The organism is Paenibacillus sp. FSL R5-0519 (genome assembly GCF_037974275.1).
In the GTDB taxonomy this organism is placed as follows: domain Bacteria; phylum Bacillota; class Bacilli; order Paenibacillales; family Paenibacillaceae; genus Paenibacillus.
On sequence record NZ_CP150234.1, the window covers coordinates 1,102,391 to 1,115,866 of the forward strand.

Consider the following 13,476-nt stretch of genomic DNA (forward strand, 5'->3'; position numbering starts at 1 on the left):
TAAAGCTAGGGGAAATGACCAGGCCTGTACAAAGCGCACTACAGATAGAGGGCCGAGGACCAGGTGGAGGGCGAGATTGAATGACGGAATGGTATGAAAAGAGTTTTGGAGAAGATTATCTTCTCGTATACAAGCACCGGGATGTACAGGGTGCCTATCATGAAGTACATAAAATGATCAATTGGTTGAAGCTTAAGCCTAATGCTGAAGTATTGGATCTATGCTGCGGTATGGGGCGACACTCCTTGGCACTTGCTGATGCAGGATTGCGAGTAACCGGAGTTGATCTGTCCGATGTGCTTTTACGCGAAGCGCGCCTAACAGACACCGAACACCGAGTATCGTGGTGTCATGCGGATATGCGTGAACTGCCGCTGAAAGGTGGTTTCAACGCCGTAGTTAATCTGTTCACATCGTTTGGTTATTTCCTGGAGGACGGAGAACAACTGAAAGTATTACGAGCCATTCATCGGATGCTTCGGCCGGGTGGCAGCTATATTATTGATTTTATGAATATGGCGTATGTGACTCGTCATCTGGTGCCGCACTCCGTCCGAGAGGATGAAGGGCAGCGAATTGAGGAATTCCGCAAGATTGAAGATGGATTTGTGCAAAAGGAAATTCGTATTACCGACACCACATCCGGACATGAACCGCGAGTATATCAGGAGCGTGTAAAGTTGTACACACGTGATCAACTGAGTCAGATGTTAAGTGCAGCCGGGCTCCGGGTAGATCAGGTTCACGGCGGCTATGATGAAGAGAAATATGACGAGCAGACTTCTCCACGCATGATTTTTGTGGGGCGTCGTCCTGTGGAGTGAACGGAGATCGTCAGGAAGGGGGATCATATGAAGCGAACAGAAGAGATGTTCATGACAGAGGGCATATACCGGGTCAAGATCAGCATGTCGTTTCCCTTGCGATGGGTGAACAGTTATGTGTTATCAGAACCGGATGGAAAGATAACCATTATTGATCCCGGACCGCGTAATTCTGAAACAGAACAGGAGTGGAGTGAAGCGCTGGCAGATCTCGGTCTGACCTTTGGCGATATTCGTCAAATTGTACTGACCCACCATCACCCCGATCATCTTGGGTTGTCGGGTTGGATGCAACAGATGACGGGGGCACCCGTCCGAATGTCCACACGCTCACGCGAAGAAGCCGATTATATGTGGGGACCTGATTCACACATTAATACAATATTACCTGATTACTATAGTCGTCATGGTATGCCGGTAGACAAGACTGAACAGATATATGAACATATGAAGACATTTACTTCGCAGATCACGCCACTTCCGAATGTCATACCTGTTGAAGATGGTGAGTGGCTCGATATGGGCGGGAAACGTTGGGTTGCTGTCGAGACGGGGGGACATGCCCCAGGCCATTTATCCTTTTATGCGCCGGAGTCCATGGAGATTCTGTGCGGAGATGCAGTTTTGCCACAGATTTCACCGAATATCAGTCTGCAACCCGGCAGTGACCCTCAGCCATTATTGTCTTATATGGAAGGATTGCAACGTCTCGGAGAGCTGGACGTCAAGCAGGCATATCCGGGGCATCGGAATCCATTTTTCACATTCAACGAACGGACCGTTCAACTGCTTGAACACCATGAGGAACGACTTCAGAAGCTGGCGGATCGAATGCAGGAGTCACCCGCGAATGCTTATGACATCTGTCTATACATGTTTGGCAATCGGCTTGGTACCCATCAACTGCGGTTTGCCATGAGTGAGACGTTGGCTCATTTGCAGGAGTTAATTCGACGTGAAGTAGTGAAGCAAGTGCAGCAATCGGATGGTACGCTCTATTTTCAAATCTAAACGGAATGATGATATCGTTAAGAAATGATAATTCGATCTTATATAGAGGCTCGGGACAGGAAACTCACCTGTTCGGGGTCTTTTTAGCCTGTCTTAACAGTTCATTCATCTATTTTTAAGCCATCGCGTCTATCATACAACTATGAACTTCGCTAGGGCGTGTCTTAGAACTCCGAAGGAAGCAGATTATGAGACACACCCTAAAGAAAGCAGGGATGAGCGATGACCAGAAAAAAACGAAATCAATGGAGAAAATGGCAAGCTTCAGCGGCAGCAACGTTGACTGTGGCTGCACTCTTTCAATATGTAAGAACTTCGGATGCCTTTGATGTAGCCTACGCAGCAGCGAATGGTACAGACACAAGCGTTACTGCTTCAAGCCAGGTGGATACGCGGGATGATGTGATGGATGAATGGTTCAACAGCACAACGGACAGCAGCAACTGGAATACGCAGGACAATGATAATGATAATAGTCAATATAATGGAACAACCGATAACACACAATCTGCTGGGCCTGATCAGAGCATGAATAACGAGAGAAGGTACTCAGATTCTGAACGTCCGAGCCAACATAATCAGGATTCAGATTCCGGATATAGCAGTGGCAACTATCAGTCACGCACAGGTGCATCATGAGCCGCACAGTGCAAGTTGCTCGTCCGCTCCGGTTTCAATTCCGTGCGATGAACACGGATGTTGAAGTACAGCTGTCTGCTGGGAAGGAACAAGTTGAACATGCAGCAAACTTAGTGAAGAATTGGTTCGAGACGCAAGAGCAGCGCTTTAGCCGGTTTGTCGCAGATAGTGAACTGAATCGTCTGAATCATGCAACCGGATGGATGCCCATTTCCGCTGCGATGGATGAAGTATTGAGTCTGGCCTATGGGTATATTGGACTGACTGAAGGGATTTTCCAACCGGGTATCTCGCAGGCTCTTCAGGCTTCGGGATATGATCTAAGCTTCGAGAAAGTGCAACAACGACAACTGCAGCGCCCGCTGCTTGAACGCATTTTGCGAACGAGAACACCTGAAAGTTCAGGAATGATGGAAGATCGGCATGACCACAGTCGTCCGGGATGGATTCAGCGGGAAGGTAGCCGGATGGTTCATCTGGACCCTGGAGCTGAGTTGGATCTGGGAGGAATCGTTAAGGGATGGGCAGTGGAGCGTATTGCGGACTGGCTGCAGCGAACATTGCATATCCCGGCGGGTTTGATTAACGCGGGTGGAGATATTCAGGTATGGGGTACACCGGACTATCCCCAGTGGACCTTGAAAGTAACAGATCCTTTGCAAGAACAGGGGGATGTGTCAGGTACGATTCGGTTACAACGAGGAGCTGTTGCCACTTCGGGTATTTCGCATAGGCAATGGCAAAATTCAGACGGAAGCCTTGCGCATCATCTCATTGACCCCCGGACAATGGAACCGGCGGATACGGATGTGCTACAGTGTACCGTTTTGGGACAGCATGCATCGCAATGCGAGATTATTGCCAAGACGGTCTGCATTCTGGGGAGTGCCGAGGCGGTGGGCTGGTTAAACCGACACTATGATCGTCATGACGTCCTGTGGATAACACAGGAGGGAAGCACTTATTTTAGAGGAAATACGGATACGCTCGCTGAGCACTGGCCCGGTTTTGATCCGGATCATCGCTTCAGTCTGATTTAAACGAGGACAAGTCTAACAGATATGGGGGAGCCGGTTATGGCACAATGGATTGTAGATTACCTGCCGACGTGGAATATTATTCGAATTAGTGGAATTGCTGCTTATGTGCTGCTCTTTGTCGGTGTATTTCTGGGCATTGCTCAAGGGATGCCTATGGCCAAAGGCAAACCAAAAGCAGCCATGTTCAAATGGCATACTCGAACGACCTGGCTTGCCTTCGGACTTGGACTCGTGCATGCGTTAACGTTATATATTGATCATTACAGCCCATTTAGCTGGGGAGAACTTCTGATTCCTTTTACCGCCTCCGTGCATCCGATTGGCAGTGGTCTGGGAACGTTATCCTTCTACGGATTAGTGATCGTCCTGTTATCCAGTGACTTGCGGAGCAAATTGGGCCGCAAATGGTGGTTCTTGTTCCACATGCTGTCCTACCCCGTGTTCATTGGTCTGCTGGTTCACGGCATGGTAACAGGATCGGATTCTGGCAACATTATCATGCGAATGATGTATGTATTTACCGGACTCAGTATACTTGGTATCACCGTATTACGTGGCATGTTGCGAGAACGCAAGGGCCCGGAGATCACGATTGGACCGAAATGGACATCCGCTGAGCCAGCTGCCGAGCAGAAGTGGGTTGAAGGTTATGGTCTGGCGGGAACGGTACGTCCTAAACATCTCAAATAATAACATGTGGATCATCCAAAATTATGGTACACATGCAAAAGAAGCGGCCATTAGGCCGCTTTTTCCATGAACAGTTATTTCTTCAAACAGTTATTGCACTAAGCATCTACATACATGTCCAATCTTCCACATGATTTCAAGTACGAAACGAGTTACGTGTTATACCGTGTCATCGCTGACCGGTTTTTCTCCCAGTGCTTCTTCAAGCTCGGATTGTTTGCGATGGGCGATCCGGCTGCTCGCTGCCGATGCAATTGCACCGACAATATCATCGAAAAAGGTGTGGACAGGACCCAGGCTCTTGTCATTCAGTCGTTCGAGCACCCCTGGCTTCAGCTTGTCCACATAGCCATAATTCGTAAATCCGATACTGCCATATACATTGACGATGGAGAATGCCAAAATCTCATCCACGCCATACAGCCCTTCGTCATTCTCAATCATCTCCTGCAAAGGAGATATGAGCTGCCCCTGTTCCGCCAGAATATCAAGCTGAATCCCGGTCAGGACGGCGTTCTGTACCTCACGTTTGCGGAGAACCATCTCCACATTTTCGATACACTCTTCCATCGTAAGACCAGGATAATATTTTTTCTGCAATAACATGACCAGTTCTGCGATCTCAGGGATCGTGACGCCCCGCTTATGCAGCCATTCCCTAGTTGCCTCCGCGACCTTGCGGCTATTCAGGCTGTAAGGGATTTTTTCTTGCTCAGGATGTTCCATGGGCGATTCCTCCTCTGAAGTTAGCAATGTCCCTACTCTTGCTTCCTAATACGTATTAACCGGTTTTACGTTTCTTTAAGATCATCGAACGTATAACTTTTCAGCGAAGCTTTTATCTTTTAGTTATTTTTTGGACAAAGGCTCGTATACATGGTAGTACAAACTGTAAAAATGATGAGGGGGAACGTGATCATGAGAAAGATCCAATCTTTGCGTACGGTATCGGCAGCTGCGCTGCTGAGCATTCCTATGGTGTTGTCAGGTTGTGGCATGTTTGGAGCCCAGTCTTCCGAAGCTGTTGATCCGCCACCGCCCATTCAGGAAGCAGCCATGATTCAGGCAGCCGAAGGGAATGGGGCACTCGCAACGCTCCCGTTAACGACTGTATATCTGCAAGACCAGCAGGGGCTGCTCGCTCCGGTATCCCTGACTCTACCTTCTGGAACAGATGCCAGCAGTCCCAAGACGGCACTGGATACACTTGTCACAGGCGGGGCCTACGCGGGTATGCTGCCAGAAGGATTCCAGGGCGTTCTCCCGCAGGGAACGGTTGTACAGAATGTAACGATTCATGCGGATGACAAGCTGGCGGTCGTGGAGTTCTCGGGTAATTTTGCCAAGTATGATGCGAAGGAAGAACGGAAAATGCTAGAAGCTGTCACCTGGACATTGACGGGAACACCAGATGTGGAGAATGTGCAGATCTGGGTGGATGGCAAAAAGTTAACACAAATGCCGGTAAACAGTACGCCGTTGCCTGAACCGCTGAATCGGGCTGTGGGAATCAATCTGGATCTGGGGGATACATTGGTGGCGAACAGCAGCCCGGTCACGGTCTATTTCTCAGCAGCTTCACCAGCAGGCATCCAATATTATGTTCCAGTTACACGTCTCGTTACCCCTGGCGAAGATCGGGTGCAGGCAGCATTGAATGAGCTGATCAAGGGACCTGACAAAGGCGGCGAACTGGAAGAAGTCATGACAGGCGGAACAGAGCTGCAATCGGTCAAAACGGCCGAGGATGGCACAGTAACAGTTGCCTTGAAAGATGATATGTTTGCCGAAGGGGATATCGTACCTAGCGAGCTGTTACAGTCTGTTGTATTAACCACTGCGGAGAATACAGCCGGCAAGGATGCCAAAGTGCAGATCGAATGGAACGGCCAAAAAACGGTCATGGGTGATGATAACCGGGATTACAGTACGCCTGTTTCCAAGCCTGAATATATCAACGAAATTCCGATTTAATGAACGCAGAATGCATAAGGATGCTTTTAACCGAACTCTTTGGTAAAATATAAGGGATTCGTAAAATTGTTAACAAGCTCAACATTACAGGATGCTTAAGTCGTAGGAGGCAGAAAAAATGAGATCAAACGGACGAAACAGCGAACAGCTGCGCCCGCTGAATTTAACAGTGAACACGAATAAATACGCCGAGGGCTCTGTACTGATTGAAGTTGGAGATACAAAGGTGATCTGTACAGCTACAGTGGAGGAACGTGTTCCTCCCTTTATGAAAGGGCAAGGGAAAGGCTGGGTAACGGCTGAATATTCCATGCTGCCACGTGCAACACATACTCGTAACCAACGTGAAGCCAATCGCGGCAAATTGACTGGACGCACCATGGAAATCCAACGTCTGATTGGTCGGGCACTGCGTTCAGTGGTCAATTTGCAGGCGCTTGGTGAGCGTACGATTACGCTGGACTGTGATGTTATTCAAGCCGACGGAGGCACACGCACAACTTCCATTACCGGTGCGTTTGTAGCGCTGGCGCTCGCTGTGAACAAGATTTCTCAACAACACAAACTGCAAGTATTCCCGATTACGGATTTCATAGCAGCAGTAAGTGTAGGTGTTGTGGGTGAACAGCCTGTACTGGATCTGAACTATGATGAAGATTCCAAAGCCAAGGTGGATATGAATCTGGTAATGACAGGCGGCGGCAAATACGTCGAGCTCCAGGGAACAGGTGAAGAAGCGCCATTTGATCGCCGTGAGCTGAACGCAATGCTGGAACTGGGCGAGCAGGGAATTTTGGAGATGATCGAGCGTCAAAAAGAAGTACTTGGACCGATTGCGCTCAAGATTGGCGCGCGTGGATTAGGAGAAGCCTAAGATGAGTTTGGACAGCCCAATCCTCATTGTTGCTACCCGCAATGCGGGTAAAGTCCGTGAGTTCGCACATGCTTTCGCACCGCTTGGCAAAGAGGTCAAGAGCATGTTTGACTATCCGGAGCTGCCGGATGTGGTGGAAGATGGCATAACGTTTGCGGAAAATGCCTGGAAGAAAGCGAAGGCGGTAGGCGACGCGCTTGGTTTGCCCGTACTGGCAGACGATTCTGGACTTTGTGTAGATCTGTTGGACGGGGAGCCCGGAGTTTATTCAGCGAGATATGCAGGCGAAGGAGCAACGGATGCACAAAATAATGCGAAGTTGCTGGAGACGCTGGAATCGTTGAAATCCGGTGAGGACACCGAGCAGCCGCTCCTAAGTCCCGCTCGATTCGTCTGCGCATTGGTCCTGTACGATCCGACAACTGGTGATAAATATGAATCGGAAGGCACTGCGGAAGGCTGGATTACAGCTGAAGCTGCGGGTGCTGGTGGTTTTGGATATGACCCTCTCTTCTATGTACCTGAATACGAAATGACAATGGCAGAGCTGACGCTGGAGCAAAAGCAGGCGATTAGCCACCGTGGTCATGCGCTGAGAGCGCTCGTATCCAGACTTGAAGGCTGAGTCGCAACGAGACTTTTTGATTTAGCGTATCAGATGTGAACATCAAAAGCGTTAATGGAAGGAAAGGAGCATTCCGATGGAATGATTCACCAGCCATTAACGCTTTTTGTATGAATTGAAGTTGTCCAACGGGGTTAGGTAAGCTCCTTCCATATACCTAATGATGGGGGCTACTTCCGCGACTTTGTTTCAGAACGTATGTTCCTGTACCTACATAAGAAATGCTTAACATTGCATGATTGGGAACCTCATTGGGACTGGAGTTGGAAGAAGTTGCAAGCTGTGTGTGGTATGGGTTAACATTCAAATTAACGAATCATATATGAACCTTAAACGGAGGGATTTGCTCATGCAAGAAGTGAAGCTTGTTGTATCCTACGATGATTATGAGGACGGCATTCGTATGGAAAAATTAATTAAGGATTTGGCGGCTAAACCAGAGGCCGGCTCATTGGAAAGTCTGGTCGTCGGAGATTGGGGACAGGCTTATGAGAATTCACCTCAAGAGTTCATGAGCACACTCATCCAGTCGGCTTCAAGCTTTCCGTCATTGAAGAAACTGTTCATCGGGGATATGGGATTCGAAGAATGTGAAGTGTCGTGGATTATTCAGACGAATCTTACCCCCTTGTTGGGTGCCTTTCCGGAATTAACATCATTCTCGATCAAGGGCAGTAGCGGCCTTAGTCTGGAACCGCTCCAGCATGCCAAGCTTGAAGAATTGATTATTATCTGTGGCGGTCTCCCGAAAGAAGTGTTATCTTCGATCACCCATGCCAAATTGCCTGAATTGCGTAAACTGGAATTATATATTGGCGTCGATAATTATGGCTTCAATGGTTCAATTGAAGATATACTGCCTTTGTTAGAGAAAGGATTATTTCCAAAGCTGGTTTACTTGGGTCTGAAAGACAGTGAAATTCAGGATGAGATTGCGAAAGCAGCAGCGGAAGCACCTATTCTGGATCAACTTGAAGTACTGGATCTATCGGAAGGAACGTTGTCCGATGAAGGGGCAGAGGCCTTACTTGCCAGTGACAAGATCAAGCAGCTGAAACATCTCGATCTAAGTTACCATTACATGACGGATGAAATGATCCGTCGCTGGAACCAATCGGGTATATCCGTAGACGTTAGCGACCAGCAACAAAGTGATGAGGATGACTGGCGTTACCCGTCATTAACGGAGTAGAGGATGTCAGGTTTTACGAAAATAGTTGAAAGTCTGCATCAATCAGATGATGTTCCTGATCTGGATCGGGAGCAGCCATTATTATTGATCGGAAATCCTCATAACCGACGAACGCAAGGGATGCAAGAGGCCAGGCATAAATTAGGGATGAAACCTGCCGTTGTATTGCCTTATGCCCAATTGCTCCAGAACTGGAGACAGGGGGGAACGATCGTTGATATAGTAGATTCCAATCTGCCTGTGCCCCTCGTTCGGATTGACGCTCCTGGTGAGGATTGGGAAGTAGAGCGTGAATTGTTATTCCTCGGAGTTATGAATGATACGTCATGTTTAACAAAAGAAATGGCGGCAGAGGCATTCTCAGCAGAGCAGGTACTTGCGTTGGAACAGGAGTGGGGAAGAATCTATGCCCCTGCTCAGTGGTTCCGCGGCTGGAAAGCATGTCTGGATCGAATCGGCCGTGAGACTCGGGAAATATGGCCTGAAGTTCAATTCATGAATGATCCTGCTGACATCCAATTGATGTTTGACAAGAGAACATGTCAGCAGCATCTATACTCTCAGGGGGTTCATGTACCTCCTACGCTCCAGTCTTCACAGCCGATTCGAAGTTACACTGACTTGCGTACAGCGATGCAATCGGCCGGTATGAACCGTGTATTTGTGAAGCTTGCGAGTGGTTCGGGTGCCTCAGGTGTTGTCGCGTATCAGATTAACCCACGTACGGGTGACGAAATCGCCATAACGACGATGGGAATGGAACAGGCGCAAGGCAAGACAATTTTTTATAATGAAGGACGTTTGCGCAAGTATTTCCGTAATGGCGAGGTTGCTGCGTTAATGAACTGGTTATGTGCAGAAGGCGCACAGATTGAACGGTGGATGCCCAAAGCCACGTTTGATCAGCGGGCCTATGATATTCGCCAACTGGTTGCGGGTGGACAGGCAGGCCATGCGATTATGCGACTAAGTCGTACCCCTATAACCAATCTGCATCTGCGCAATGAACGTATGTTGCCTGCTGAAGCTGGTCTGGATGAACAGCGGATGTCGCTGGTTCGGACGGCAGCGCAGGCAGCCATGTCTGCTTTTCCCAACTCGTGGTCAGCCGGGATTGATGTGATGCTTACAAGTGATTCGAATCCGCGTGCCTATGTGCTGGATGTGAATCCGTTTGGAGATCTGTTATACAGGGTTGAGCATCATGGCCTCGGAACCTATGAGTGGGAAATGGAACTTTTGCGAAAGGAGCCTAATCAACATGCCTGATATGAACACCATTGTGGGCTCCCATGATCTGTTAATGATTACGCTGGATACGTTACGCTATGACGTAGCCAAGCTGGAAGAGGCGAATTGTCCCAATCTGTGTGGTTCCGGTCCGTGGGAGAAGCGTCATACCCCAGGCAGTTTTACATATGCGGCACACCATGCCTTTTTTGGTGGTTTTATGCCGACCCCTGCCAATACGGATAAGGCATCGCATAAAAGATTGTTCCATTCCCGGAATACCGGACTCAAGACACATCCGCATACCTGGCTGTTTGATACGCCGGATATCGTGTCCGGGTTCGCAGCTGAAGGTTACCGTACCATCTGTATTGGCGGCGTCATTTTTTTTACGAAAAAAAACCCGCTTGCGAAAGTATTGCCCGGCTATTTCCAACAGAGCTACTGGCGAATGAACTTTGGGGTAACCAACCCCAAATCGACAGAACATCAGGTACAGCATGCATTAAAGCTGCTTGAACAGACGCCGCCGGATGAAAAGATATTTATGTTTTTGAACGTGTCTGCCATTCATGGCCCCAATCGTTACTTTGTGGAAGGTGCCAGGGAGGACTCGGTGGAGACTCAGCGAGCTGCACTTCGATATGTAGATGAGGCACTTGGGCCATTGTTCGAGGCGATGAGGAAACGTTCCCGGCCTGCCTTTTGTTTAGCTTTTTCCGATCATGGTACAGCTTACGGTGAAGACGGGTATCAAGGACACCGGCTTGCACATGATGTCGTCTGGACGGTGCCATACCGTGAATTTTTCGTATAGAACGTATTGCTCTTAACGTATTAATCTTATGATGATGATAACAACCGGAGACAGGAGGAGACCGATGGACAATCATTCACAACCCATGACAACAGGCGATTCCGATCAGTTCGGATCCAATACAACGATTACAGGTCTTCGTGAAGTACTCGCATTCCCTTATCGTTCGTATCTGTACTCATACCCGCACAAGACCGCATATCGGGAGCTTGACCCACCACTGCCGCTGGGACCAATGTGGGAACGAGAAAATACCGATACGTATTTTTTATATATGCATATTCCCTTCTGTGCTGCACGTTGCGGATTCTGTAATCTGTTCACCCTGCCGGATCGACGGAATGATACGCATGAACGTTATGTGGATGCGCTGGAACGCCAGGCGAAACAGTGGGCACCCATTACATCTCGAAGACCGTATTCGCGGTTCGCGATTGGTGGAGGAACGCCTACATTATTAAATGAAGTTCAGTTGAATCGTCTGTTTGATATTGCTGAACATGTGATGGGGCTGGACCCTGCGCAAGCATCGATTTCGGTGGAAACGTCCCCGGATACCGTTACGGAAGCCAAGCTGGCTATTATGAAGGAGCGAAGTGTGGATCGTATTAGTATGGGTATCCAGAGTTTCATTGAAGCTGAAGCATCTGCCATCTATCGTCCACAAAAACCGCAGGAGGTCGAAGAAGCGCTTGAGAAGCTTACCCGTTATGATTTCCCATTGTTGAATCTGGATCTGATCTATGGTCTGCCAGGTCAAACGGTCGAATCGTGGATCTATTCACTGGAAAGAGTTTTGGCTTACGAGCCGGGCGAAGTCTTTATCTATCCTTTGTATACGCGGGAAAATACGATCGTGAAGCCTGATGATATTCGTCGTCAGGGACCTGACATTCGGATGGAGCTGTATATTGCTGCACGTGAGACTTTAAAAAGTAAAGGGTATGTGCAGTATTCGATGCGAAGATTTGCCAAGGAACAATCGTCCTCCAAAGTGCTTCTGCCTTATAGCTGTCAGGAGGAGGGCATGGTTGGTCTGGGATGCGGCGCACGCTCTTATACGAGTGAGGTACACTATGCTTCCAAGTACGGTGTGAGTTACAAGGCCACACAGAGCATCATTGCCGATTATGTGGCGACTGAGCGCTACGATGTGGCGGATTATGGTATCGTGTTAAGTCGTGAGGAACAGAGACGTCGCTTTATTCTGAAAGCTTTGCTGCATCGAGAGGGATTGACGTTGTCTGACTACCAACAGCGCTTCGGTACCGATGTGATGGCTGATTATCCTTGGCTTAGCGAGTTGTTTACGGAAGATATGGGGCGGGTTGAACTGGAGGAAGGCGAACGTGTATTACGTCTGACAGAAGAAGGACTGGGTTACTCCGATGCAATTGGAGATTGGCTTATATCCGCCGAAATTCGTGAACAGATGGAAGGGTTTGTTTTCTCATGAGAGCGACTTTGTATTATCGCGGCAAGTTGTCTTCCTGCAATTATGACTGTCCATACTGCCCTTTTAGCAAAACCGTTGATTCCAAAGAGACGCTAGAAGTGGATGAACAACAATTGCGTCAATTTGTGAATTGGGTTAAGGCGCAGGAAGACGAAGGTCACCACTTCTCTATTTTCTTCAATCCTTATGGTGAAGCGTTGGTACGACGCTGGTATCGGGAAGCTATGGTTGAGCTGTCACATATGCCACATGTGGATAAAGTTGCGATCCAAACCAATCTGTCCGTCAAGCTGGATTGGGCGAGGGAGCTGGATGCGAATAAAGCAGCTTTTTGGGCGACGTATCATCCTCGTGAGACCAAAGAGGCTTCCTTTGTAAAACAATGTCTGACCTTGCGTCAGATGGGACTTGCTTTTAGTGTCGGTACTGTAGGACTCCGCAGTGCTTTCCCCGCAATTGAGTCCATGAGACAGGCTTTGCCGGATGAAGTGTATATGTGGGTTAATGCCTTCAAAGATCGGCCCAAGTATTACACGCCGGAGGAAATTCAGTTTTTACGTGGGATCGATCCGCTTTTTGAAGGTAATCTGCAGGACTATGAGAGTTTGGGCAAACGTTGTGCTGCCGGTTCGGAAGTATTTTATGTACAAGGGTCAGGGCATGTGAAGCGGTGTTATAAGGATCGTCGGATCATTGGGCATCTCTATCGCGATGGTCTGCAAGCTTTGGCCGAGGATCGGCCTTGCCGTATGAAAAAATGTGGCTGTTATATCGGCTACATTCATATGGAGGATTCTCCCTTCAGAGAAACATTTGGTAGTGGGCTGTTGGAGCGTAATCCGGTCCTGATTCCTTGATCCGAATTTCATATGTCAGTATAACTCTGAAATGCATTTTTCAGTGTAAGCGGGATCAGACCTTGGGTTTGAACAGGCTATGCTGAAAAGTGTTTTTTTTTGATATTCTCAGTTACATATTGTTTAATATTTTTGATGAAAAAGGGTCTTGACTATTCTTATTGAAATATTTTCCGGGTTTATGATTCAAATCCTGTGTTTTTTGGGTTAATATAAATAGGAAAAAAGACCTGTTTCAAATAGTATT

Annotated in this window: 14 protein-coding genes; 13 read left to right on the forward strand and 1 reads right to left on the reverse strand. The window is 48.2% G+C overall.

Features of this window, described 5'->3' with window-relative positions:
- Positions 1-80 precede the first annotated feature (80 nt).
- The 5 genes from MKY73_RS04815 (at position 81) to MKY73_RS04835 (ending at position 4,204) form a co-directional block, all read left to right on the forward strand.
- Complete coding sequence (locus tag MKY73_RS04815; protein ID WP_339305958.1) at positions 81-824, forward strand: methyltransferase domain-containing protein; 744 nt, start codon at positions 81-83, stop codon at positions 822-824.
- Between the two features lie 27 nt (positions 825-851).
- Positions 852-1,835 (forward strand): MBL fold metallo-hydrolase, encoded by a 984-nt coding sequence (locus tag MKY73_RS04820; RefSeq protein WP_339305960.1) that lies wholly within the window; start codon positions 852-854, stop codon positions 1,833-1,835.
- Positions 1,836-2,057: 222 nt separating this feature from the next.
- On the forward strand, positions 2,058-2,474 hold the full coding sequence (locus MKY73_RS04825) for a hypothetical protein (RefSeq protein WP_339305962.1): 417 nt from the start codon (positions 2,058-2,060) through the stop codon (positions 2,472-2,474).
- The gene (locus MKY73_RS04830; RefSeq protein WP_339305963.1) at positions 2,471-3,514 is read left to right on the forward strand and encodes an FAD:protein FMN transferase; all 1,044 of its coding nucleotides are present in this window, start codon (positions 2,471-2,473) and stop codon (positions 3,512-3,514) included. Before MKY73_RS04825 ends, MKY73_RS04830 begins: the two co-directional genes overlap by 4 nt.
- Before the next feature lie 36 nt (positions 3,515-3,550).
- Positions 3,551-4,204, forward strand: a complete 654-nt coding sequence (locus MKY73_RS04835) for a ferric reductase-like transmembrane domain-containing protein (RefSeq protein WP_339257066.1) — start codon at positions 3,551-3,553, stop codon at positions 4,202-4,204.
- Positions 4,205-4,363: 159 nt separating this feature from the next.
- Here the strand turns inward: MKY73_RS04835 and MKY73_RS04840 are convergent, their stop codons facing one another.
- Positions 4,364-4,930, reverse strand: coding sequence for a phosphatidylglycerophosphatase A (locus MKY73_RS04840; RefSeq protein ID WP_105601152.1), 567 nt, complete (start codon positions 4,928-4,930; stop codon positions 4,364-4,366).
- Between the two features lie 192 nt (positions 4,931-5,122).
- Between MKY73_RS04840 and MKY73_RS04845 the strand changes: the two genes are divergently transcribed.
- From MKY73_RS04845 to MKY73_RS04880, 8 genes are all read left to right on the forward strand, one after another.
- Positions 5,123-6,178, forward strand: coding sequence for a GerMN domain-containing protein (locus tag MKY73_RS04845; RefSeq protein ID WP_339237159.1), 1,056 nt, complete (start codon positions 5,123-5,125; stop codon positions 6,176-6,178).
- A 118-nt stretch (positions 6,179-6,296) separates the two neighbouring features.
- Entirely contained in the window at positions 6,297-7,052 is a 756-nt protein-coding gene (rph, locus tag MKY73_RS04850; protein WP_253440370.1) for a ribonuclease PH, read from the forward strand.
- Position 7,053: 1 nt separating this feature from the next.
- Positions 7,054-7,677, forward strand: a complete 624-nt coding sequence (locus MKY73_RS04855) for an XTP/dITP diphosphatase (RefSeq protein ID WP_339305964.1) — start codon at positions 7,054-7,056, stop codon at positions 7,675-7,677.
- 349 nt (positions 7,678-8,026) lie between these two features.
- A complete protein-coding gene (locus MKY73_RS04860) occupies positions 8,027-8,869 on the forward strand; it encodes an STM4015 family protein (protein ID WP_339305966.1) in 843 nt (280 codons plus the stop codon).
- A gap of 3 nt (positions 8,870-8,872) precedes the next feature.
- Positions 8,873-10,138, forward strand: a complete 1,266-nt coding sequence (locus MKY73_RS04865; protein WP_339305968.1) for an STM4014 family protein — start codon at positions 8,873-8,875, stop codon at positions 10,136-10,138.
- On the forward strand, positions 10,131-10,916 hold the full coding sequence (locus MKY73_RS04870) for an STM4013/SEN3800 family hydrolase (protein WP_339305970.1): 786 nt from the start codon (positions 10,131-10,133) through the stop codon (positions 10,914-10,916). The genes MKY73_RS04865 and MKY73_RS04870 overlap by 8 nt, the downstream gene beginning before the upstream one ends.
- 64 nt (positions 10,917-10,980) lie before the next feature.
- Positions 10,981-12,372, forward strand: a complete 1,392-nt coding sequence (locus MKY73_RS04875; RefSeq protein ID WP_339305972.1) for an STM4012 family radical SAM protein — start codon at positions 10,981-10,983, stop codon at positions 12,370-12,372.
- A complete protein-coding gene (locus MKY73_RS04880; protein ID WP_339305974.1) occupies positions 12,369-13,229 on the forward strand; it encodes an STM4011 family radical SAM protein in 861 nt (286 codons plus the stop codon). The genes MKY73_RS04875 and MKY73_RS04880 overlap by 4 nt, the downstream gene beginning before the upstream one ends.
- Positions 13,230-13,476: the final 247 nt, after the last annotated feature.